Source organism: Ruegeria sp. AB9, assembly GCF_056542585.1.
On the sequence record NZ_JBQGAA010000008.1, the window covers coordinates 19,910 to 43,083 of the forward strand.

Annotated in this window: 23 protein-coding genes and 1 pseudogene; 6 read left to right on the top strand and 18 right to left on the bottom strand. The window is 56.1% G+C overall.

The window, feature by feature from the left end; translation table 11 throughout:
- Positions 1 to 753 precede the first annotated feature (753 nt).
- Positions 754 to 1,644 carry a LysR family transcriptional regulator gene (locus tag ACR0K5_RS16035; RefSeq protein ID WP_480630661.1) on the bottom strand — a complete coding sequence of 297 codons (891 nt, stop codon included), beginning with the start codon at positions 1,642 to 1,644 and terminating at the stop codon, positions 754 to 756.
- 101 nt (positions 1,645 to 1,745) lie between these two features.
- Between ACR0K5_RS16035 and ACR0K5_RS16040 the strand changes: the two genes are divergently transcribed.
- From ACR0K5_RS16040 to ACR0K5_RS16055, 4 genes are read left to right on the top strand one after another with little or no spacing between them, the layout of a single operon-like run.
- Positions 1,746 to 3,359, top strand: coding sequence for a sulfatase (locus ACR0K5_RS16040; protein ID WP_480630662.1), 1,614 nt, complete (start codon positions 1,746 to 1,748; stop codon positions 3,357 to 3,359).
- On the top strand, positions 3,356 to 4,348 hold the full coding sequence (locus ACR0K5_RS16045) for a tripartite tricarboxylate transporter substrate-binding protein (protein ID WP_480630663.1): 993 nt from the start codon (positions 3,356 to 3,358) through the stop codon (positions 4,346 to 4,348). The genes ACR0K5_RS16040 and ACR0K5_RS16045 overlap by 4 nt, the downstream gene beginning before the upstream one ends.
- Positions 4,349 to 4,357: 9 nt before the next feature.
- A complete protein-coding gene (locus ACR0K5_RS16050; RefSeq protein ID WP_480630664.1) occupies positions 4,358 to 4,843 on the top strand; it encodes a tripartite tricarboxylate transporter TctB family protein in 486 nt (161 codons plus the stop codon).
- 6 nt (positions 4,844 to 4,849) lie between these two features.
- Positions 4,850 to 6,337: a tripartite tricarboxylate transporter permease gene (locus ACR0K5_RS16055; RefSeq protein WP_480630665.1), complete on the top strand. Its 1,488-nt coding sequence runs from the start codon at positions 4,850 to 4,852 to the stop codon at positions 6,335 to 6,337.
- Between the two features lie 103 nt (positions 6,338 to 6,440).
- Here the strand turns inward: ACR0K5_RS16055 and ACR0K5_RS16060 are convergent, their stop codons facing one another.
- The 4 genes from ACR0K5_RS16060 to ACR0K5_RS16075 are packed head-to-tail and all read right to left on the bottom strand — an operon-like array spanning position 6,441 to position 9,097.
- Positions 6,441 to 6,758, bottom strand: a complete 318-nt coding sequence (locus tag ACR0K5_RS16060; RefSeq protein ID WP_480630666.1) for a hypothetical protein — start codon at positions 6,756 to 6,758, stop codon at positions 6,441 to 6,443.
- A 10-nt stretch (positions 6,759 to 6,768) separates the two neighbouring features.
- A complete protein-coding gene (locus tag ACR0K5_RS16065) occupies positions 6,769 to 7,176 on the bottom strand; it encodes a cupin domain-containing protein (RefSeq protein WP_480630667.1) in 408 nt (135 codons plus the stop codon).
- Between the two features lie 21 nt (positions 7,177 to 7,197).
- A complete protein-coding gene (locus ACR0K5_RS16070; protein WP_480630668.1) occupies positions 7,198 to 7,992 on the bottom strand; it encodes an SDR family NAD(P)-dependent oxidoreductase in 795 nt (264 codons plus the stop codon).
- A 37-nt stretch (positions 7,993 to 8,029) separates the two neighbouring features.
- On the bottom strand, positions 8,030 to 9,097 hold the full coding sequence (locus tag ACR0K5_RS16075; protein ID WP_480630669.1) for an SDR family oxidoreductase: 1,068 nt from the start codon (positions 9,095 to 9,097) through the stop codon (positions 8,030 to 8,032).
- 156 nt (positions 9,098 to 9,253) lie between these two features.
- Here ACR0K5_RS16075 and ACR0K5_RS16080 point away from each other — a divergent pair, with 156 nt between their 5' ends.
- Positions 9,254 to 10,153: a LysR family transcriptional regulator gene (locus ACR0K5_RS16080; RefSeq protein WP_480630670.1), complete on the top strand. Its 900-nt coding sequence runs from the start codon at positions 9,254 to 9,256 to the stop codon at positions 10,151 to 10,153.
- Between the two features lie 69 nt (positions 10,154 to 10,222).
- On the opposite strand, the gene ACR0K5_RS16085 is transcribed toward ACR0K5_RS16080, so the two are convergent.
- A complete protein-coding gene (locus tag ACR0K5_RS16085; protein ID WP_480630671.1) occupies positions 10,223 to 11,134 on the bottom strand; it encodes a MurR/RpiR family transcriptional regulator in 912 nt (303 codons plus the stop codon).
- Between the two features lie 158 nt (positions 11,135 to 11,292).
- Here ACR0K5_RS16085 and ACR0K5_RS16090 point away from each other — a divergent pair, with 158 nt between their 5' ends.
- Positions 11,293 to 11,949, top strand: coding sequence for an HAD family hydrolase (locus ACR0K5_RS16090; RefSeq protein ID WP_480630672.1), 657 nt, complete (start codon positions 11,293 to 11,295; stop codon positions 11,947 to 11,949).
- 58 nt (positions 11,950 to 12,007) lie between these two features.
- Here the strand turns inward: ACR0K5_RS16090 and ACR0K5_RS16095 are convergent, their stop codons facing one another.
- The 12 genes and pseudogenes from ACR0K5_RS16095 to glpK all read right to left on the bottom strand — a co-directional run bounded on the left by ACR0K5_RS16095 (position 12,008) and on the right by glpK (position 23,169).
- Positions 12,008 to 12,724, bottom strand: coding sequence for an SDR family NAD(P)-dependent oxidoreductase (locus ACR0K5_RS16095; protein ID WP_480630673.1), 717 nt, complete (start codon positions 12,722 to 12,724; stop codon positions 12,008 to 12,010).
- Positions 12,721 to 13,386 carry a glutathione S-transferase family protein gene (locus tag ACR0K5_RS16100; protein WP_480630674.1) on the bottom strand — a complete coding sequence of 222 codons (666 nt, stop codon included), beginning with the start codon at positions 13,384 to 13,386 and terminating at the stop codon, positions 12,721 to 12,723. Before ACR0K5_RS16100 ends, ACR0K5_RS16095 begins: the two co-directional genes overlap by 4 nt.
- A gap of 145 nt (positions 13,387 to 13,531) precedes the next feature.
- The gene (locus ACR0K5_RS16105; protein WP_480630675.1) at positions 13,532 to 14,107 is read right to left on the bottom strand and encodes a substrate binding domain-containing protein; all 576 of its coding nucleotides are present in this window, start codon (positions 14,105 to 14,107) and stop codon (positions 13,532 to 13,534) included.
- Positions 14,038 to 14,337: a LysR family transcriptional regulator gene (locus ACR0K5_RS16110; RefSeq protein WP_480630676.1), complete on the bottom strand. Its 300-nt coding sequence runs from the start codon at positions 14,335 to 14,337 to the stop codon at positions 14,038 to 14,040. Before ACR0K5_RS16110 ends, ACR0K5_RS16105 begins: the two co-directional genes overlap by 70 nt.
- A 281-nt stretch (positions 14,338 to 14,618) precedes the next feature.
- Positions 14,619 to 15,536 (bottom strand): sugar phosphate isomerase/epimerase family protein, encoded by a 918-nt coding sequence (locus ACR0K5_RS16115; RefSeq protein WP_480630677.1) that lies wholly within the window; start codon positions 15,534 to 15,536, stop codon positions 14,619 to 14,621.
- Positions 15,533 to 16,914, bottom strand: a pseudogene (locus ACR0K5_RS16120) (FGGY-family carbohydrate kinase). The gene ACR0K5_RS16115 and the pseudogene ACR0K5_RS16120 overlap by 4 nt, the downstream one beginning before the upstream one ends.
- An 86-nt stretch (positions 16,915 to 17,000) precedes the next feature.
- A complete protein-coding gene (locus tag ACR0K5_RS16125) occupies positions 17,001 to 17,876 on the bottom strand; it encodes a sugar phosphate isomerase/epimerase family protein (protein WP_480630678.1) in 876 nt (291 codons plus the stop codon).
- Positions 17,877 to 17,898: 22 nt separating this feature from the next.
- Positions 17,899 to 19,200, bottom strand: a complete 1,302-nt coding sequence (locus ACR0K5_RS16130; RefSeq protein ID WP_480630679.1) for an arsenate reductase/protein-tyrosine-phosphatase family protein — start codon at positions 19,198 to 19,200, stop codon at positions 17,899 to 17,901.
- A 2-nt stretch (positions 19,201 to 19,202) separates the two neighbouring features.
- The gene (locus tag ACR0K5_RS16135; protein ID WP_480630680.1) at positions 19,203 to 20,120 is read right to left on the bottom strand and encodes a phosphoglycerate dehydrogenase; all 918 of its coding nucleotides are present in this window, start codon (positions 20,118 to 20,120) and stop codon (positions 19,203 to 19,205) included.
- A 9-nt stretch (positions 20,121 to 20,129) separates the two neighbouring features.
- Positions 20,130 to 20,705 carry a glucose-6-phosphate isomerase gene (locus ACR0K5_RS16140; RefSeq protein ID WP_480630681.1) on the bottom strand — a complete coding sequence of 192 codons (576 nt, stop codon included), beginning with the start codon at positions 20,703 to 20,705 and terminating at the stop codon, positions 20,130 to 20,132.
- 14 nt (positions 20,706 to 20,719) lie between these two features.
- Entirely contained in the window at positions 20,720 to 21,670 is a 951-nt protein-coding gene (locus ACR0K5_RS16145; protein ID WP_480630682.1) for a shikimate dehydrogenase family protein, read from the bottom strand.
- 8 nt (positions 21,671 to 21,678) lie between these two features.
- The gene (glpK, locus tag ACR0K5_RS16150) at positions 21,679 to 23,169 is read right to left on the bottom strand and encodes a glycerol kinase GlpK (RefSeq protein WP_480630683.1); all 1,491 of its coding nucleotides are present in this window, start codon (positions 23,167 to 23,169) and stop codon (positions 21,679 to 21,681) included.
- Positions 23,170 to 23,174 lie beyond the last annotated feature (5 nt).

Consider the following 23,174-nt stretch of genomic DNA (forward strand, 5'->3'; position numbering starts at 1 on the left):
TATGTCAAATAAAATTGGCATTTGCAGCCCGAGATGTAAAATGGAGGCCGAACGACAGCAAGGACAGCACTGTTTTGCCCTGTTTACTTGAGTACTCACGTGAGTCAGGTTGCCTGATTTCCAGCCTCGTTGAATTAAAGCCAGAATGGGATCAAAGCAACGAGAGTGGCAGGTGAGAGGAAATCCTTTGCCCTGCTAGAATGGGGAATCTGATAGAGCGTCCGAGACTGTCAGTAACAACAGGCGGTTTCGTGTTCAGGCCACATTTGGTGCATCTGGAGAGCCTGCCGCGGCCCCTTTTCCTATAGTAGACTTGAGGCCGTACGATGCGCTTTGGGGTATGGTGCGTCATTCGTGATCGTATTGCGATGCTTGCCATCAGTTACCAGCCCGTTCATACTCGAACAAACACAGTCGTATCGCCCCATCGATTTCGGCGTTTGCAAAACGACTTTTGCGGCCCATACTGATACAGCTCATTGGGCCAATGTATCCTATTGCGGTTAATGAAAATGATGCTTTTCAATACCTGGAAATCATCAACCCAAGGCCTGCTTTGGTACTTTGGAAAGTAAGGATGAAGGCGCTTCATCTGCAGGTTGGTCATCTAGATTAAAATGCTCATGATATACCCCTGAAACTCAAGGGCTTGAACCACGAAGCCGAGATAACTGCAATCAAATAAATTGGTCCAGAACCTAGCAATTCCTAAGAGCCGAACTTATCAAATGCTGCGGGCGCAACCAATGTCCGCTATCGAAATTCAAATTCAGAAAAAAATGCGACACTGGCCTTCATCACACCATAGTCTATCGCACTCCGACGCAAGTGGACGCCTGCTTTTCGCCGCGGCAGGCCTTGCTTGGTAGGGCGAATGATAAGCCCCTCTCTCGCTACACGCGAGGCCAGTTGCAATGGAGCAGACATGACGAACGGTCCGTCACGAACCAGTTGCAAGCCAGTCGTAAAAGACGTTGTTCGGACGTCAATGAACTCGTGGGTTGCTGTAGTAGCTCCAAGCAGTTCGCGCAGTCTCGCTTCGGTCTCGGGATCGTTGCCGAAAATAACCCATTGCTGTCCGACGAGATCGCAAACGTCGATCGCGGTGTACCTTACCGCCGGATGGTCCGGTGGCATGACGACACCGTGTTCTACTTCGGTCACTGTCGTAGACAAGATGTCTGCCTCAGCGCCTGCTTCATCAAGCACGCCGAGGTAAAGGTCGATCTCGCCACTTAGTAAGGCTTCGCTCGCCAATTGCTTCAAATCGGTCTTTAGATCGAGCCGAAGGTCGGGAAAACGGGATTTGAGCCGGGTGAACAGGTTGGCCACACAATTGAGATGAAAGAGCGGACCAGCGCCAACGCGGAGAACCGAAAGACCTGAAGACGCGATGGCTCCGATCTTCTCGCGCGACTGTTGGTACTCCAGTGCGATCTGCTCAGCATTCTCGAGCAGCATCCTGCCTGCTTCGGTCAGCCGCATACCCCGCCGATCGCGCTCAAAAAGCGGAGTACCGTAGCTTGCTTCTAGGTTTGCGATCCGTTTGGTGACGGAAGGCTGCGTGACGCCGAGCGTATTGCACGCCTCTGTTAGCGATCCGTGCGACGCGACGGCGAGAAAGGCGGCGAGATTTCTTTCCAAGGTATTCCTTTCCCGAATGCATTTAGTCGATACTTCGATTTTACAGAATTGCTTCCGTCGTGCAATCTGTGGCCAGCCGCTGCGATGTTTTGGGAGGGGAAATGCGAACGGTTTTCGTCCTTTTTGACTCGCTTAACCGTCTGGCACTTGGTGCTTACGGTGGCACGGCCATCGCAACGCCCAACTTCGACCGTTTCGCCCGCCGCGCTGTAACCTTTGACAAGCATTATGTCGGCAGTCTTCCCTGCATGCCAGCGCGGCGTGATATGCACACGGGTCGTCTCAACTTCATGCATCGACACTGGGGGCCGCTTGAGCCGTTCGACGATTCCTATGCTCGCATTCTCAGCCAGAACGGCACTTATACCCACCTGATCTCTGATCATCTGCATTACTTCGAGGATGGCGGATGGGGATATGCAAACGCCTTCGACAGCTGGGATTTCATCCGAGGACAGGAATACGACCCGCTGAAGGTGCTGGTGGCTCCTCCGGTCGACCGGCTGCGCGAGACCTATGACAATCGGCATTATCCACTCGATGGCCTACCAAAAGGCACGGCGACCCGTGGCAATACCTCTAAGATTGCATGGAAAAAATCTCGAGCCGCCATCAACGCCCGGTTCCTCGAAACAGAGGCGGATTTTCCTACAGCCAAGTGTTTCTCGGCAGCGTTTGAGTTCCTTGACCTCAACCGCAATGCCAACGACTGGTTATTGCAACTTGAGTGTTTCGACCCCCACGAGCCCTTCGTAACGCCCGAACGATTCAAGGAAGCTTATCAAAGTGGATATGACGGGAAGATTCTTGATTGGCCGATTTACGAGAAGGCAACAAACTCCGCAGAAGAAATTGCCGAGATCCGCGGTAACTACGCTGCGTTAGTGGCCATGTGTGACGAGTATTTCGGCAAGCTGCTGGATTATTTCGATGATCATGCGCTATGGAATGATACCTGCCTTATCCTGACAACAGATCACGGTTTTTTGCTTTCCGAGCACGACTGGTGGGGCAAGAACCGCATGCCCTACTACGAGGAAATCTCTCACATCCCATTGATGATCGCGCACCCAGACGGCGACACAGGCACCCGGCGCACTTTACTATCGCAAACGCCCGACTTGATGCCGACGATGCTTCACATCCACGGCTGCGAGATTCCTCCCTGTGTTACTGGGACGTCACTGGTTCCCTCCCTGACCGGCGACGTTCCGGGACACGCCTCGGTCGCTTTTGGGATGTTCGGCGGGCCGGTGTGCATAGCCGACGGACGCTATAGCTACTTCCTCTACCCCGAAAACGACAACAACACCGATCTCAGCATCTATACGTTGATGCCTGCCCACATGACGGGGGCTTTCAACGTCAGTGAACTGCGCACTGCCGAGCTTGCTGGGCCGTTCGATTTCACCAATGGCGTCCCACTTCTGAAGCTCAAGCTTGACCCGAAGAACAGCCAGGTTGGACAAGATGGACAGACACTCGAAGATTGTGAAACCGCGCTTTACGACCTCGACGCCGATCCAGGTCAAACACAGCCAATACGTGACGCCGCTGTGGTAGCACGATTGACCTCACTTGTTTCCGCTCATTTTCAGAGGCATGACGCGCCGCCAGAAATCTATGAGCGGTTTGGGTTGGCGACATCCGAATTCGAAGAAACAATCCACCAAAGGCATGAGAAACACACTGACGGGAGGAGACCCAAGATATGAAAACAGCACTCAGAACAATTGCTGCAACGGCTATTGCGGGGCTGACCGCGACCGCAGCCACGGCTGAGTTCCCCGAGCGGACAATCGAACTCATCCACCCTTGGGGACCTGGTAACGCCATGGCGGTCAGCCAGATCATCGCCAAGGCTATGGGCGAGGAACTCGGCATCGACATGCCAGTTCTTTCCGTCCCCGGTGCAGCCGGAACCAAAGCGCAAACAACAGCGATGGGCAAAGCGGCAGATGGCTACACGGTGTTTGATGGCTACGTTGCACCATTAGTATTGCAACCAATCCTCGGGAACGCCGATTGGGATTTTTCGGAGTTCAAGCCGTTGCACTCGGCCGTCTCCAATGCCTTTGCCATCGGTGGCCGAACGGGTGAGACTCGTTGGTCGACCTTCGAGGAAATGATGGACTATTGCCAGGCCAATAGAGGAGAACTGCGCTATTCCTCGGGTTCCCGCAACAACCTGCCCCATATGGTCATCGCCAAGGCGTTGCAGTCATACGATTGTGTGGCCCAAAACGTGCCCTACACGCAGGATGGGAATGCGGTGAAAGACCTGAAATCGGGCGTTCTCGACTTTTCGTTCATCAATGTTGGAAACTACAAATCAGATCCGTCCGCATTCAACATCATGATGGTTCTGTCCGAACTTCCGGGATCGAAAGCTTCCTTCGATGGCGCGCCGACAATTGCTGATCTCCAGGTCGATGTCGGTCTTTCCAAACTCGGTCCTATGGGTTGGACCTGGTGGATCGTGAGCCCTGACACGCCAGACGATGTTACCGAAAAGCTTCGCACCGCTATGGGTGCCGCAATGGCGCGCGATGACGTTAAGGAAGCGATCGCAAAAATCGGTTTCGTGCCGCTTGAGTGGGATCACACCCAATACGAAGAAGTCGTCGGCTCTGTGCAAGATCAGCTATCTGCCATGGGCAATGCACTTACTTGGGAAGAAAAAGAGTTGAAAAAACTCCAGTAGAGTTCGGTTGTGCCAGCCAGACTTGCAGAATGGGGAGCGCTGGCGTTCTTAGGAGCGCTTGTCGCCGTTGTATTCCAACAGATTGCGACTTCGATGGCCGAACAGGGGATCGCCTCCGGCGGTCCCTATGACAACGCGGCCAGCTATCCGCGCGGCATCGCGATCTTTATGGGCGCCCTTCTCACCGTGCAGCTTATCCGCGCCTTCGTCTTCGGTGGCGACTCAACGAGCGAAACTCCACCTTGGTCCGGAGTACGGAGGAGCCTTTGGTTCCTAGTGATCTTTGTGATCTACCTCACATGCCTGAATTGGCTTGGATATCATTTGGCAACCACTTGGATGGCCGCTGTGGTCATGTGGCTATGCGGTTTGCGAAACGTTCCGAAGACCCTCGCCGTTGCGCTTGTCATCGCTTTTTCTTTGGCATTCGCTTTCGAAAAAATCCTGAATGTCGTTCTACCGGGCGGAGTTTTCGGCCTGAATATCCCGTGGTAGGCGCGCATGTTTGAAACCATCATCGACGGCTTTGATCTCTTTTTTTCGCCGTTTACCTTGCTTCTGAGCCTTGCAGGCGTCCTGATCGGCCTTCTTGTCGGAGCGCTCCCCGGTCTTGGTCCCCTAATGGGTATTATCTTGCTCTTGCCTGTTGCGATCAGCTTGCCGCCTCTTGCGGGCATGGGGTTTCTCATTTCGATCTTCGTCGGCGGCTCCTGCGGCGGCGCGGTCTCGGCCATCTTGCTCCGAATACCGGGAACACCTATCGCGGCCGCTACCCTACTTGACGGCTATCCTATGGCTCAAAAGGGCAAGGCGTCCAAAGCCATCGGTCTAGCGCTCGCGGCCTCTTCGCTTGGTGGGCTCATCGGAGGCGTCGTCTTGATTGTAGCCGCGCCAATCCTAGCCGGCTTCGCCAGTCGCTTTGCTCCTCCTGAATACGCCATGCTCGCCATAACCGGTTTGCTCACGATCTCGCTGATCTCGGAAGGGACATTTGTCAAAGGCCTGTTGGCCTGCTGCTTCGGCCTTCTTCTGTCGACAATCGGGACAGACGAGTTTTCGACCGGCTACCGCTTCACCTTCGGGTCGCACCATATGCTGAATGGATTTCACATAGTAGCAGTGGTCGTTGGCCTTTTTGCGATCTCAGAGATGGCATTTCAGATGGCCGGTGGGGGCTTGATGGACGAACCAAAGCTTGAAATCGCCAGACCAAGTCTTAGGGCAGTTATACAGACCCTGCGAAATTGGAAGAATCTGATCCGGTCATCCCTGGTCGGTGTGTTTTTTGGCTCGCTTCCAGGTGCAGGCGGTGACATAAGTTCGTTTAGCTCATATGCAGTGGCCAAATCCTTTTCCAAACCAGAAGAGAAGTTTGGCGAGGGTGCCGAAGGCGGAGTCATTGCCACTGAGGCAGCCAATAATGCAACGGTTGGCGGTACGCTTGTCCCGACACTGGCACTCGGCATTCCAGGGGATGCGTCGTCTGCGATGCTTCTTGGCGCGCTTTTAATCCTCGGGTTTATTCCGGGACCAGAGATGTTTCTGACGCAACCTGACTTTGTAGGTGGAATCTTCCTTGTCTACATGGCCTCGAATGTGATGTTGCTCTTTGCGGGTATTCTTGCGGCGCCGTTGTTCATACGGGTCTTGTCGATTCCAAAGGTGTATCTGATCCCGACAATCCTGATCCTTTGTTGCATCGGAACGTTCGCCTTACAGGGATCGGTATTTGACCTATGGGTCATGTTTGGATTTGGGCTGATCGGCATCTTGTTTCGGCTGGCCAAATACCCACTCGCGCCAATCGTACTGGGTTTGATCCTTGGCCCAATCCTTGAGGCAAACCTGCGCCGATCGCTGTTAATCTCCCGCGATGGTTTTTGGATATTCCTTGAGCGCCCGGTCGCGGCTACACTGATCGTGATTGACGCATTGATACTTGTTGGGTTCGGGTTGGCCGCTATTAGATGTTGTTGGATGGCAAAATGACCGCCAGGGTTTGGAATGCAATGGCACAACTAGGGTCAAGGCCCGTTCCGGATGTATCGCAAACTTTTGGAGTGAATTAAAGCTAGCGTCTTACTGGACACACCTATCCTGCGATCTCAGCAAACAGCTGAAAGCCAAACGTCTTGGCGCTAGAGAATTGCCGTTTAATGAAAAACATTCCTGCTCGAACAGATCGTTCAAAAACTTCATTCTGACTGTCTGTTATTTGACCGAGCATCCAAGCCGCTTCAGAGTTCGGTTCTGGATGGACGATTTCTGTGTCGTCACTCCTATGAAGTACATCGTAGGTTCTTGAGCAGGCATGTAATCCGTCATGTTTAGTTCCCCAATAGCCTTGGCCCAACCCGCTGGCAGCCGCGGTGCCAAAGGCATTGGCGCCATCAAAACGAAACAAATCCATCAGGAATCGTTCAAACAGGCAGCGGTGAGTTGGGAGAGTCTTTGAACTCTACCGTGGTGAAAATCAGTTCGGTCTCTCCGATGTTTTCAAGATCGTGCAACATAAACTCACCCCGGTCATAGCTAAAATGCCGGGTTGTGCCCGCTTCATATTCCGATTTCAGAGTTCTACCGTCAGCGAAGCGGGACTGGGAGCTACCGGCATTCACAGCCACCCAGAAGTAGTTCAACACATGCCGATGGAACCCAATGCGCTCTCCAGGCTTGAGGCTAACACGCCAAATCCGCACTTCGTCCGTTTCGGACAAAAGCTCATGCCCGACTCTGCCGTTTAGGAAGTTCTTTGCCAAATCTGCGCGAATTTCTTCGGACCAGTCGGGGTTGCCGTTGATCTGTGTGTCACAATTCAAATTAGCCATGTTAGTCACCGAAACCAAACACTACACAGTGGGAACGACGCCGCCGTCGACGCGGATGATATCGCCACTGATGAAATCCGAAGCTTCGGAAGCCAGGAACAGCACTGCGCGTGCGACATCTTCCGGCTGCCCCAAGCGTCCAGCTGGCAGTTTGCTGTCCGCAAGAAATGCTGCCACGGCAGCATCCCTGTCCTGACGCGCAACATTGTATTTGTCGGCCAGCGCATCCAGAAAACCGCCTGGAGTGTCCCAGAGCTCCGTTCGAATGTGTGCCGGGGCGACCACGTTCGAGCGGATGCCCCGCGAAGTATACTCACGCGAGATAGCTTTGCTCAGCATATGCACTGCGGCCTTTGAAACGTTGTAGTCTGGTAGAATGAGGTGAGGCATGATCCCTGCTTCAGAACCGCAATGCACCATTGCCCCCTGGCCATTCTTCAGCATGGGTGGGATTACGGCGCGGGCCATACGAACATAGCCCATTACGTTCAGGTCGAAAGTCGCTTGCCACTGGGCGTCCGTAACATCGGCGAAACTGTCGCGCCCTGGCGCCGAGCCTGCATTGTTGAACAGGATGTCGAGCTTCCCGAAGGCACCGAGGGCTGCCTCAACCACATGGTCAGCCGCAGCCGGTTTGGTCAGATCAACTTCGAGAGCGCAGACTTCCGCATCCCCGCCCAGTTCGGCGAATGGACCAATGTCAAGCCCCACACCCACAACACGTACATCCGCCAAAAGAAATTGCCGCGCCGTTTCCAGGCCGATGCCAGAACTGGCCCCGGTCACGACTGCGACTTTACCCCTCAAATCCTGCATCCTCAGGCCTCCTCCATCAGCCGAAACCACTTTTTGATCAGGGAATGATCCGCTCTCTGCGCATCCGGTCGAATGTATCTATGAACGCCTGCGGCGTATCCTGATAGCCCGAGAACCCGAGCTTGCGGCTTTTGCTCATGGTGTGGAAACATTCCATCGGCCGCCCCAGATCGAGGTCTGTATGCCAGGCTGAATTCATCGCACTGAAAGGGGTGCGCTGAAGGTCGTGTTTCTCGACAATGGCATTCCAGATGTCCTCTTTTTCCCTCAGGCGATCTTCCAGCGAGTTGTAAGCGCCCGGATAGACGCCGACCTCGACCTCAAAGTAGTCGGCAATCAACTGCCAGAGCTGTTCCCAACGGAAGACATCACCATTGGCGGCGTTGAAGGCTTCGTTGCGCGCATTGGGTTCGGTCGCGGCCCAGGCGATATGCTCAGCCAGCAGGCGGGCATCGGTGATGTCGTTCACCCCGGCCCAGGCAGTGGGTGATCCGGGAAAGATAAAAGGCTCACCGGTTTCCTTGCAGATTGAGGCATAGGTGGCCAGGGTGGCGCCAATATTCATCAGATTGCCGACCGCATAGCCAATGATCGTGTGGCTGCGATGAATGGTCCAGCCGAAATCATGCGCTGCGCCGTATTCCGCCGCAATATCCTCAAGCTCATAGTAGAAATTGCTTTTCTCCAGCCGGGGTGCCGTTTCTGCAAACGGGGTCACAGGTGTTACCTTGCCGTAGTCTTCAAACGGCCCGAGGTAGTGCTTGGTTCCGGTCACAATCGCTAGCCGTTCGATGCATCGGCTCTCGGTGAAGGCATCCAGCACGGTACGCAACATGCCGCCGTTCAGCCTGATATTGTCGGCTTCGGTATCGCCAAGCGTCCAGGCGCAAAAAAAGATATGGGTCGGCGCAAGCGGTACGAGTTTTTCAAGCGCAGTTGCGCGATCCAGAAGATCAACCGCGTGCGATGTCATCCAGGAACACCCCTTCGGCGGGCGGCGCGAAAGAGCGTGAATCTCCCAGTCGCCTTCGGCGTGCAGCCGCTCGGCTAGGTTCGCTCCGACTATACCGGTTGCCCCGACAATCAGCGCGCGTTTCTTATACATCGGTTTTCCCCATATGACTTCCGTTCGGCGTTGCCGCGAGAATGACATGCAAGGCACTATGCCTGTAGAGCAAAAATATCACATCAAATGTGAAAAAAATTCACAGGCCAGTCCATCCGCGATACGTTACGGCTGAAGGGATGATACAGAGGTTTCATGATCAATCGAGGCGGTGAAATGGAGGTGTTTGTGCGCGTGGTCGAGCATGGCTCGTTCTCGGCGACGGCCCGCGCGATGAACCTGACACCGTCCGCCATCTCCAAACTGATGTCCCGGTTGGAGCACAGACTTGGGGTTCCGCTGATCATCCGCTCGACCCGAGGACTGAAACTGACGGTCGAGGGCGAGGCTTACTTTGAGCGGGCGCAACGCATCGTGGCCGAGATCGCCCAGTCGGAACGCGCGGTCGCCGCCGCAGCGGATGACGTGCGCGGCACGCTTCGTGTGAATGCCAATATTCCTTTCACCCAACACCATCTGCTGCCGCTGATCCCGGAGTTTTTGAGAAAGTACCCCGAGGTATCGCTGGATTTGATCCAGACCGACCTGCCGGTCGACCTGATCTATGATCGCACGGATATCGCCATTCGCACCGGCCATCTTCCGGACAGCGCATTGAAAGCACGCAAGCTTATGGAGACGCCGCGCAAAGTTGTGGCTGCCCCAAGCTATCTGAAGCGTTTTGGTGTGCCCACCCATCCCTCAGATTTGCGGCAATACAACTGCCTTGGGCTGAATGTTCGCAGAGGCTTGGATCTGTGGCCTTTCTCAGGCCCGCAGCAACAGCGCCATGATCAAAACGTACATGGAAACCTGACCACCAGTGACGGGGAAATGATGCGGCAGATGGCAATTGCAGGCGTCGGCATTGCGCGGTTATCCGATTTTCACATCAAGAACGACATCGCCACGGGCGCGCTTGTGCCGCTGCTGGAAGACTTCAATCCCGGCGACACCGAGCCTGTCCACGCGCTGTACGCAGACCATGCGCATCTTTCAAACCGCATCCGGGCCTTTATCGACCACGTGGTCGAGGGCGTGCGAACCAGCGGCTAAACGACTGACCGGATGGTTCCGTCAGCTTCCGGGACGCACCCTTCGCCGCGTTGCCATCCCTGAACGCATTCAGTAACGCGTCGATTGCGTAAGCGCGTCAGTTTCCTTCAACGTCTCAATTGCGTGACCGAAGTTGCGCACCGCGTAAATCGAGTAAAGCACATCAATGATCTGCAACTGCGCGATCTTGGACACCATTGATTCCTTGTAGTCGCCGGACCCCGTCGCCGCAGTTATGGTACTGGTGAATAGCTTTACATCTGACACTGAGGTAATCGGAGAATTGGGGAACGAGGTGATGCACATGGTTTTGGCGCCCTGTTCATGCGCCGCTTTCAAGGCGTCAACTGTGGGGATCGTCCGGCCCGAATTGCTGATACCAATGGCAAGGCAGGTTTCGTCCAAAGTCGCCGTTGAGATATGGCGCACCCCCTGATCGCGGAAAAACTGGCAGGACTTGCCGACGCGCATAAAGCGTACCAGAGCGTTCTCAACGCAGATGATCGACGACCCCATGGCAAAAAACGCAAGCGTCTGGGCCTGGTCGATAGCCTCGACCGCGCGTTCTATCTCTTCCGCGTTGGCCCCTTTTAGGGTGTCATCAATGGTGATAGCGTAACGCGCGGAAATCTTCTCGAGGATAGACTTGGTGTCGTCGTCGGCGGTAATGTCCTCATAGACATTTCGATTGGGGACAACCGGCTTGGCCCCTGCGATCGCCTGCGACAGTTCTTCGGCCAGAGAAATCTTGAGCTGCTGGAAGTTGTGAACATCTATTTCACGTACAAATCGCGTAACCGTTGATTCCGAAACCCGGCACTTCTCGGCGAGTTCCTTGATTGAAATCGATTTGACTTCCTCTGGCGACTTCAGAATTTGTTCAGCAATCCGCTTGAGGGCCGGGTTCAAGTAGGGCATCTGTCGCCGGATACGATCGATGACACCATTGTCCAGTAGTGAAGTTTCCGTCATTAATGCCATTGGACCTCCTGCCATCAATCGTGCAAAGCCCAAGTTGTCAAATGATTACTTCACTACCAAGTGAAGCTATCAGCTTGAAAGGAATTTGCTTTCACGATAGTAACGCCAGTAGTTAATTTTTTCTAGTTGAAAGTTGCACGCGGAATCAAGGGGCGAAAATGGCGAAAAAAGCTGTGCTGTGGGACATGGACGGCACGTTGGTCGATAGCGAGCATATGCACATTCAGGCCCTCGCCGAGGCAATGACGCATCACGACCTGACCGTCCCCGAAGACCTTTATCTGCTTGCGACCGGCATGTCCGCCGAGAATGTATACGCGTGGCTACAGAAAGACTTTGGCCTTGCCGAGGCTTTCGACACATGGCTTCGGCTGAAGTACGGCAATTACATGAGGCTGGTAAAGGAAATCGCCGCATTTCCCGATGCCCTTGCATTGTGGAACGAGTTGGCGAAAGCCGGTGTCCCGCAGGCAATTGTCTCGAACTCCGATCGTCTGCTTGTCGATACAAACCTCAAAAGCCTTGATCTGACTGCACCGCGCATGGTCACGGTCAGCCGCAACGACGTCCGGAAAGGCAAGCCTGACCCCGAGTCATATCTGCGTGCGGCCTGGCTTTTGGATGTGCAGCCCGAGGACGCAATTGTTCTGGAAGACAGCCCGACCGGCGCCAAAGCGGGCGTTGCCGCTGGCATGACAGCGTTTCTGGTGCCGTCTTCACCATCGAAGGCACCAAACGGTGTGACGAAACTCAGCAGCTTTGACGAAATCGCAGAATTGTTTGGGCTGGCGGCGGTGGCGGGCGAACCAGTCTGACGCGCCCTTTCACAGTTTCTTTGCCCGCGCCCAGGTTACAGTTGCGCGGGCGCAGTCATCACAATTCGCGGATGTCCGTGCAAATCACACTGCCAAACCGCGCGTCATGAAGATTCCCGACCATGGCGGACGCGGCAGCATCCGGCGTCAACAGATCCCCATCCGCTTTGAACCCCTGAAACTTCTCTAATAGGGCGAAGTCCTCTTTTGGCGTATCGCGCAGCGTCGCCTGCATATCCGTGTCGACAATACCCGGGGCTAGGCTGCAAACGCACAAGTTCGGCACGTTGTCCATCGCGGTCGCCTCGGTGTGTAGGTCAAGCGCCGCCTTTGTCGCGCAGTAGATACCCCAACCGGTAAAGCCCTTTCGCGCCGCGCCGCTGGAAACGTGCATGATCCGCCGGTCCCCGGCGTTGTGGGTCGCCGATACGAAAGCGTTCGAAAGAACAAGTGGCGCCGTGACGTTCACCGCCACTGAAACCGCTATCGCGTCCGGAGCCTGCCGACCTGTCGGTGCCACGGGTTTGACGACACCAGCATTGTTGATCAGCACTGCGGACGTTGCGTTTTCGAGAAAGTTGGGCAAATGCCGCTGTCCTGCGAATTCGATCACCGTGCCGGTATCGGCAAAGTTGAGCGACATCTGGTGCAGCCCGGCGATATCGTCCACACCGGTGCGCGACAGGCCGAGAACCTGATAGCCGCGCTCCAACAATTGTCTGGTCATCGCAAGGCCAAGACCTTTGGAATGACCGGTTACGACCGCCTTTTTCATGCAGCTTTCTCCGCGAAGTAGCCCTGCTCTGCGACGATCCGGTCCGCGATCAGTTGGCGCAGTTCAGGTTTGGCCGAACGTTCCAGGGCTTTGAGTTCCAGCAGAGTTTTCGCCCAGGCTGCCACCCTTGGCGTATCGACAAACAGGTCGCCTACAAAATCCTCGGCCGCAAAAACCAGACGTTGTAGCATCGGCGCGAATGCCACATCGGTCAGATGCGGTTGCGCGCCGTGAAAGAACGGACCTTCTCCGAGCTGGCGTTCAAGATATGCCAACTGCCCCAGCAGTTTTTCCTTGTTACCTGCGACCTCTTCCTGGGATTCGGCCGTCAGCATCGCCCATTGGCTGAAGATCATGTTGGATGCCAGTTCCGCCAACCCGCGATCACGGGCTGTCGTAACAAGATCAGTGTGGTGGAGGCTTTCCCCTGAAGCCTCGTCCAGAAACTCCAGAATCGCCTGCGACTCGAACAGTACGGTGTCTCCTACCATCAGCAAGGGAACCTTGCCCATCGGAGAGATTTCCAGAAACCAGTCCGGTTTTTCCGCCAGGTCAATGTACTCGATCTCATAGTCGAGCCCCTTTAACTCCATCAGCAGTGTTGCACGCTGTACGAAGGGGCAAATTGCGTAGCTTACGAGCTTTAGCTTTTTCGGGATCAAAACGTTGCCTCATTGATTTCTGTACGGTGAGTTATAAATGGACCTGTTTCGCGCACCTGAAAACCGGCCTTTGTGCAAAAGACCTGTGCCAATTTGGCAATAGTTTCGATTTAGAATCCACGAAAAACGGTATAGCCGTCAGGTTCTAGCTTTTAAGCCGCTGCCGCAGGAAATCCAGAAAAACCGCCAATCGGCGCGATCCCGATATTGGTTCCATATAAACTGCGGAAACCTCCATAGGCGTGCAATCCAGATGACCCGGTAACAGTTCGATCAACCGCCCGGACTCGATGTCCGCATCCACAAGAAAATCGGACAGCCGAGCAATTCCCATGCCACGCAGAACAAGGTGACGCACTGCCTCGCCATTATCGGCTACAACCGCTGTTGCGAGGGTGAGCGGTACCGATCTATCGTGAAACCGCAACTCGTTGAGGTGATGCAGAGACAGAAAACGCACCTGTTGCATGTGCTGGAGGTCTTCGTCTGACTTGGGCATCCCCAGACGCGCGACATATTCGGGCGAAGCAACCAGACGCCACTGAGACAGGCCGAGCGTGCGCACCAGCAACTCCGAGTTTTCAAGGCTTCCCAACCTGATCGCCACATCCGCATGAGAGCCGATCAGATCGACAACCGTATCGGTCATCGTCAGTGTGACATCAATTTCCGGATACAGTTTTTGAAAATCCGGCAGGGCCGGAATGAGAACATGCAGCATAAACGGTACGGCGGCATTGATACGAAGCGGTCCGCGTGCAACAGCATGTCTCGCGCGATCTTCAGGACTTCGGCGCCCCTTGGCGTCAAGTCGATAGACCGGGTTGTGCGGCGGATCAGCCGGACCCCAATCGTTTGCTCAAGCCTGGCAATTGTACGGCTGAGGGTCGAAGGCGACGTGTTCAACCGTCGCGCTGCGTCCGAGAACCCGCCACCTTCGATGACCGCCACAAAGGCGGCAAGATCTCATGTCTGCGCCAATTCATGCATTTTTTGCAGCAGTCCATACTGAAATTTACGATTCAGGCAATAACAGAAAACGCCCGGCTACCCCAGCAGAGTTCCAAACCCAACGAAGGCAAACATTCCACTCGCGCACGCTACCACACAGCCGTTCTTGTCGTAATCGGCGTGTTTCGTGTGGGACTTAACGGTCGATGGGCCGCTAAGTCCCATACACCGTGGCAGCCGAGTCATCGCGAGCGTTCCAGTATTGCTCAACAACCTGCTGATCAATCACGCGACACGTGAGGCGCCCAGTATTCAACTGACCGTCGAATTGTATCGACGACATGGTCTCGATTGTCCCAGGGCTGCCGCTCGCGGAATGAAAGCTCCAGACAAATCTCCATCCCGTCCGGGCCGTGTTCCTGCAGGGCCGGGACAAGCTCAGTGGCGTGGATGCGCCCTTCCGCGTTGAATTGCTCGGTGAACGGGTTGTGCCCGCTTTTGTTTATCGCATGGCTTTGCTTGACATGGATCATCGGGCTATCGGCAGCCAGAGCTTCGATCCATTTGTATGGATCGGTGTCGTCGGGATTACCGCTTTGCAGGTCGCCGTGGTCCACATCCAGGATTATTTTCAAAGGCAGCCCGCGCGCCTTGACCCGTTCATTCAGGGCAGCGGTCGCAGCGATGGTGTGGCCCAGTTCGCGGCCCACCGACATTGGCTCCCAATAGACATACTCCAGGCCCAGTTTGCTGACATTGTTCCAGACGTCTTCCCAGCCATTCAGTGCCTCTTCGATCAGGGCGTCCCGGCGGGTCGAATCGTTGTAGTCGCGCCAGGTCATAATCCCGTATTGTGATCCCACGCAAACAGCCCCAAGATCCGCAGCAATCTCACCGAGCTTACTCATCCAGTCCACGGTCCATGCGCGAACCTCGGCGTCTGGATGAGTCATGTTATTCTGCCTGCCTTGCGCGCCTGTCATGACGGAGGTCGCGCGCAGCCCATGCCGCGCACCGGCTTTGGTGAACTGGCTGGCGAATCTTTTGCGGACTTCTGCCGGCCAGCCGGGGTTGATGAATTCATTACTGATTTGAAGGCGCTGGATACCAATCTCGTCCGCGCATATGCGTACCATGTCTTCCGGTTCCGCAATGCGATTGATCAACGGGTTCGTGCTAAGCGACAAATGAAGGGTCATGCGGCGTCGCGCTCCTTGATTGCTTGCCGCCACTGGCGGCTATAGGCTTTGAGATCGGGGATAGCCGCCGCTTCGCGACCCGTCATGGCAATCGGAAGGCGCGGCACCGGCTGCCCCCCCTTTATCGCGCCAAGTACCAGCGTACCCATAACCGTGCCATCGCGCAGTTGCGATGTCAGGATTCGCTGATCGGGACGCAATTGCCCCAACAGGCTGCAAATCAGCTCGTTCTGGGCAAACGGACCATCAATGATGATGTCGACACGCGACTGAAGCGTGTCCAGCAAAGCATCCATCATCAGGGCGACATAAAGCGTAGCCAGCGCGGCGCGGCGCTCGGGTGTCTCGTCGAAGGGGCCCGAGATCTTTCCCCGGTTGCCGCATCCGGCGATTGGCCCGCCCGTATCCGAGAACGCGGGAAGGGCAAAACACCGTTGCTGACCAGCTCTGCCACAACGGGTGCCGAGGCAAGGTCGGGCGATACGCCTTCGAGGAGCGCATCGAACTCGTACCCTCCGTAAAAGCGCGAACAGGCCACCGGCTTTCCGAATATGTCGGTGAACGAAAACACATCCGAGTTGGGATCGAGTTGATGCAGTGCGGTTTCGCTGTCGAACCCGATCACGAAGGTTCCAGTCGACAACAGCGTAAACGCCCCTTCATGCCCCGCCAGATACCTGAGCCAGTTGGCATTGCTGTCGTGAATGCCGCACAGAATCTCCCCTTTGCCACGAAAGCCATCCGGCTTGAATCGACCGATTACATCCCAGGCGTTCTTCAGCGGCGGAAACTTCGACTCCCACCCCCGCGCTTTGACCAGGCTTGAATATTCATTGGCCTTCACATCCAGAAGATGGGTGAATACACCCAGATTGGAAAGTTCCATCGCCGGTTGTCCGCCAAGCTGCTGGCCGATGAAGGCGCTGAACGGGACAATCCCCTGGGTCCGGGCGAAGGCGTCGGGGTACTGTGTCTCCAGCCAGTAGAGCTGCTTTCCGATCGTCAATGCCCCGGGCGAGACGTTGGAGTAGACCTCGGAAAAGGGTGGCGCGATCCCGGCATAGCCCGCGTCGACGTCAGGCGGGGCCTCGGCCAGGTAATCCATGACAGGCAGGACCAGTTGCCCAGCATCGTCCAGACACGCGACAGTCGCGCCAAAAGCACTGACCGCAATGGTGTCAATCGGGTTCTGCGCATCAAAATCTGTCAGCGTTTCCAGCAAAAAACCCATCAGCCGGTCGGAATCAAGATGCTTGTAGGGCGGCCCGTCAATATGCCCGGTAGCTGTCTTGCGGCTGTCGAGCTCGCGAAACTCCTGATCGAACACTATGACTTTGCTGTTTGTCGCCCCGATATCGACAACCGCGATCGCTGACATGCCTTCCCCCTTCAGCTGGTCGATTTGGCATTTCTTACACGATTATTCTTCAACCCACTTTCCGTTGCATGGTCAGGTTCCCGGATCTACCAGGTTTCAACTGAACGGCAGGCCTTTTCCCATTGATCGCGCATGAATGCTAAAGCGACCTGCGCCGCGTCCTCGGCCTGTTCCCAAGGCGCGCGCCACAGGCGGATCGCGGCAGCTGTTTCGGCACTCATGACCACTGGCGAAAAGCTCTCAACGGTGAAATCACCGGTATAGCCAGCCTGAGCAAGCGCGCGGAAAAACGCGGCGAAGTCAAAGCTGCCTGCCCCAAGGACACCGCGGTCATTTTCCGCGACATGCGCATAGGCCAGATGCGATGCATTGCGCGCGATGGCTGCAGGCACATTGCCTTCCTCGATGTTCATGTGAAAAGTGTCCATGTGGGCAAAGCTGTTCTTGGCCCCGGCGTCACGGATCAGCTGTGTGGCCTGATCCAGTGTCTGGATCATATAGCTTTCATACCGGTTTACGGGTTCGATCCCCAGCTTGACACCAAGCTCTCCGGCGCGGCGGTCGAATGCAGAGAATGCCTCGACCACCTGGTCATATTGTTCTTGGGTGTTGCGCGCCGTATAGGCGTTGAACGCCGCATAAGTGATGCCACTGACCGCGGGGGTTTCCAGCTCACCGGCAATTTCCAGCCCGCGCAAAACGTCCCGCTTGCCGGCCTCGAAGACATCCGCATCAAGGTTGGACAAATCCGTTTGCGGCCCCAAAGCCATCCCCAGTCGCGGCTCCAGCCCGGCATCGGCCACGGCCCGTTTCGTCATCTCGACATCCAGTGACCACGGATCGAACAGCAATACCTCGATCAAGTCAAAACCGACGCGTGCCGCCGTATCGCAGGCACGCTTTGCGGATTCCGCCGTCCATTCATCAGAGAAAATCAGGGCATGTGCGCCAAACTTTGTCATTTTATCCTCCCGTCAAGCGGCACTAGGACAGTTGCCGCGTCAAGCCTTCGACCGCTTGTTTGATCTTGTCAAAAACAGCGTCAAAAGCCGCATCGTCTTCATAATATGGATCGGGGATATCCTCGATCCGGCCAGGTTCCAGAAATGCACCAAGATGCAGAACACGTGCCCGCGCGCTGTCGGGCTGCAATTGTACCAGCGCTTCCATATTGGCGGCGTCCATACCCAGGATCAGGTCGAAGGTGTCAAAATCCTCTGGCGCGATCTGCCGCGCGACCTGCCCCGAAATGTCCACGCCACGCGCTTGCGCGGCTTTTGCACTGCGCGGGTCAGGGGATTTTCCGACATTCCAGTCCATGATCGCCGCGCTGTCGATTTCGAAGTCCGACCCGTCCAGAGCTTGACGCAACACGCCCTCTACCGTAGGCGAGCGGCAGATATTGCCGCGGCAGACAGCCAGAATCCGGCGCATGGACACCTGTCTTGCTGGGGCGACAAGATAGGTCCTGCCCAACTGGGCAAGGCGCACATCCGCCGCCAGCCCCACGCGATCAATCGCGGACTGCGCCTGTACCGGATCAGCAGTATTGAACTCGAACATACCAAAATGATGCCCGATCATCGCAGAGGCACCGATTTTGTCGGTGAGATCCAGCGCTTCATCAATGGTCAGATTGCCGGGGACACCATTCTCGGCCCGTTCCGTATCCCGCCCATTGATCGGCAACAAGGCGAGATCAACCGCCAGAGGGGCCAGATATTCCGCCAGACCCGGATACGGGATCGTATCGCCGGAATGCCAGACACGGACATTGCCGCCGGAAATCACATAGCCCAAAAACAGATACTGACCGTTCTGGTCTTGCGCCAGTTCCTCATGGGCGGACGCGGTTGCGGTGAAGGACAATGGACCAAACCGCAGGGTTTCGCCTGCATCTATCGTCTCAATCCGCGCCTCGGGCACTCCGCGCTCAATTGCCTTGGCCCGTTCCGAGCGCGGCACCAGAACACGGGCTTGCGGATTTGCCTCAAGCAGCGCAGGCAAGGTGCCGTGATCCATATGGTCGGTATGACCGTGGGTACACAATACCCAATCAATATCGCGCAATTCATCCGGTGCGACCGGGGCCTGCATCATGCGCGTATGGGGAAATTTCTTACCCCTGTACTTCTCGGCCAGCGAGTCCGACAGGTATGGATCGATCACGACCCGTTGACTGTCGATACACAGAAGAAATCCTGCCTGACCCAGCCACGAAACAGATGCGCCCGTTTCGGGCAGGACCCCGCCGTTCCAATCAACAGCGTCCAGAGTTCGCAACACAATCAATCCTCCAGAATCTCTAGGATGTTTTCCACTGCACCGCGCGTTGCCCGATCGACGCTTTCGGTTGTGAAACCGCCCGCATGAGGGGACAGAATGGTCTGCTCGTGGCGCAGAAGCTCGGTCATCTCCGGGGGCTCTTTCAGGAACACATCCGTTGCATAAACACCCAGCTGGCCAGAGGCGTATCCGTCCAGCAACGCGGCCTCGTCCACAAGTTCGGCGCGGGCCGTGTTGACAATAATTGCGTCGGGCAGCAGGCGGGATATGACAGCGGCATCGACCAGCGGTTTGTCCGTCGGGGGGCAGTGCAGCGAGATTACATCTGACTGTTCAAAAACCTCGTCCAATGATCCCATTCTGAACCCTTCGGGCGCGAACCCCTTCGGCGGGTACGGGTCATATCCGATGACCTTCATTCCCAGACCGATCGCCAGTTCCGCCACGGTGCGACCGATCGCGCCACACCCGACGAGCCCCAGGGTACGACCCTGCACCTCTCGGCCAATCCGCCTTTGCCAGTCGCCATTGCTGAGATGCTTATGCGACCACGGCAAATGCCGGAATGCAGACAATGCCAGTGAAATCGTCAGTTCGGCGACACCGCGCGAGTTGGCACCAAGGGCCTTTTTCACGGCAATGCCCCGCGTCTCGGCGGCCATCGGAACATTGTTCACACCAACGCCATTGCGGCTGATCACACGCAGTTCCGGCGCGGCCTCCAACACCTTTTCGCTGATCGGCTCTACGCCAGCCAGCCAGCCGACACAGCCGGGAATGGTTGCCAACAGGTCCGCCTCGGACGGCGTTTTCCCCGGATTGGGGTAAACCAGCTCATAGCCTCTTTCAGTAAGTGCCGAAAGCGCCGGGTGGCCCGCGCCCGAAAGCGAGCGCGGCGTGATTGCAATCTTACCCTGCATGGCCAGACTTCAGCCGCCCCAGCGAGGGTTGTCGACGAGCGTCGGCTTGCCGTCTTTTTCAACCAGCAGCTTGCGGAAACCTTTGGTTTCGATAGTGCCATAGTCGTGTCCGGCATGGCCGGGGAACGCGAAGAACATCACAAAATCTTCGCTGTCGGAGATGTTGATCGACCGGTGCGCCCAACGACCGGGAACATAGACCGCATCGCCCTTTTTCATCTCGCGCCATTCGACCTTGCCTTCGGGCGTTTCCATCATCATGCCGCCGTGACCGGACAAGCAGTAATAGACTTCTGCGGTGTCCAGAACGGTGTGGAAATGCCCCTTGGTCATGTAGTATTCGTCACCGATCTTGCCGGGGCGGATACGGGTGGTGCCGTAGGCGACGTTGCCGCTGGTTTCCGGCACGCCCATGTCAAAATATTCGTAGACCATCTCATCGTCCTGAGCCACGGCTGTGTCAAAAGCCTCGGCATCGGCAAAGTAGCCCTTGAGAGTGGACAGCGGGCGGGCGATCGGTTCTTTCGTGGCAGACGCGCCGGTGACAACGTCAAAATCAACAAGAGTTGGCATCATGTCATTCATGGCAGTAATCCTTCTTAGGAAGTGGCATCTTTTGCGATCCGGCCCAATTCGTCGAATTCGGGACCGGACATTGGAATGTCGATGTCGAAGACCTCAGCCACAACGCGGGTCCAACCGTGGATGAAGTATACCCACCCATCGACAACGTTCAGATTTCGAGCCTCGGCCTGTGCATTGGCCTGATCCAGGAAGACCAGATCGCCGCGATAGTTGAACTCCCAGGCAATCCCGTTCTCGGGGTAGACAACAGCATCCGAGGTAGGAGAGCCCGGACCGTCCTTGCCCAGACCTGTCGCGTTCACAACCATCGACCCTTTGGGGAGTTCGGCCACCACGACGTCCGCCTCTTCCGGCGATGGGGCAAGGCGATACTCAGCCGGGATCGCAAACCCGATCTCTTTGTGAACCTTGCGCATTTCGTCCAAGCTAGCATCGCGGCGGGCGGTCACGATGACTTTCGACGGCACGTCTCCGCCATCGCGGGCCTTGTTGTGCAGATAGAGCGTCAGGGCGAGCGACGAGCCGCCCGAGCCCAAAATCAGCATCTGGCCGCCGCTTTTGGCCCAATACCCATCCTCGACAATTGCCTCAAGGGAAACACCCACAGAGATCGGGTCTTTCGCGTGCCCGATCAGACGGCCATCGCGCTTCGAAATAGAGCTGATCTCGTCCAGCGTCTGGGCATAGGGATCCAGATGCTCGAACAGATCCTTCGAGGCTTTCAGAAGGTTGACCTTGTGTGTCGTCACCAGCCCGCCAAGAGACAGGGGATCTTTTTTGATGAACTCCACCGCCTTGCGGTACTGCGCCGGATCACTGTTGGGAGGAAAGTCGATCCCACGCAGTACCGCGTTCAGGCCCAGGTGTTCCGCCCAGGCGGGAAACACTCTCATGATCGAAGATTTGCCGGTTGTTACCCCGACAAAGTACATCGTTTTCTGGGCGGCTGGTTGATAGTTCGCCATGATTAAGGTCAATCCTCTTCTTCGGCCCAATCCAGGGCGCGCTGCACGGCTCTGGTCCAGCCGGCATACAGCTTTTCTGCGTTTGCCCGATCCATTCGGGGCAGGAATTTGTGCTCAAGCTCAAACGAGTTCGCCAGATCCTGACGATCCTTCCAGACACCGGTGGCCAGACCCGCAAGGAAGGCCGCGCCCCGTGCTGTGCTTTCGGTGACGCGCGGACGCAGGACCGGGATGTTCGAAAGGTCGGACTGGAACTGCATCACGAAATCGTTCTGGCAGGCAGCGCCGTCCACCTTGACATCGAGCAGCGGGAAGCCCGACACCTCATGCATGGCACGCACAACGTCATGCACCTGGTAGGCCATGGATTCCAGTGTCGCACGGATCAGGTGTTCCCGGTTGGCGCCACGGGTCAGCCCCACAATCGCGCCGCGAGCGTACTGGTCCCACAACGGGGCCGACATGCCGGTAAAGGCAGGCACAAAGTACACACCGTTGGTGCTATCAACCCGGCAAACTGCCTCATCAGCGTGTTTGATGATCTTCATTTCATCGCGCAGCCACTGCACCGCAGCGCCGCAGATGAACAAAACGCCTTCGACGCCGTATTGGATTTCGCCGTCAATACCGCAGGCAATTGTCGAAATCAGACCCTGCGCCGGTTTGGCCAGGTAGTCGCCCGTGTTCATCATCAGCGCGGCGGCTGTGCCATAGCTGCATTTGGCCATGCCTTTTTCAAAGCAAACCTGCCCGAACAAGGCGGCCTGTTGGTCCCCGGCAGCAGCAGCCACAGGTATTTCGACCCCGAACAGTTCCGTTGAGGTATGGCCATACACCTCGGACGTGTTTCTGACCTCGGGCAGTACCTCGCGCGGCACATTCATCTCGGTCAGCAGCTTCTCGTCCCAATCGACCGTGCGAATGTTGAACAACAAGGTTCGCGAGGCGTTCGTGACATCCGTGACATGCACTTTCCCGCCGGTCAGGTTCCAGATCAACCAGCTGTCGATCGTGCCGAATGCAAGCTCACCATTCATCGCGCGCGCACGCGCACCGGGAACATTGTCAAGAAGCCACTGCGCCTTGGTCCCCGAGAAGTATGCATCGACCACAAGACCGGTATTCTCGGCCACATAGTCTTCGATACGGGGGCGCATTTTGTCACATACACCGGCTGTGCGCCGGTCCTGCCAAACAATCGCTTTGTGGATCGGACGACCCGTTTCACGATCCCATATGACAGTGGTCTCGCGCTGGTTGGTGATGCCAATGCCCGCGATTTTCTCGGGTTTGATTCCCGATGTTTCAATCGCTTCGCGTGCAACCTTCAGCTGCTTTTCCCAGATCTCTTTTGGGTCATGTTCGACCCAACCCGGTTTGGGATAGTACTGAGTGAATTCCTCCTGACTCATAGCTACATCATTACCGTAGCTGTCAAAGATTATAGCACGGACGCTGGTTGTGCTAGCATCAAGCGCCAATACATAAGTTTGCGACATTAGCT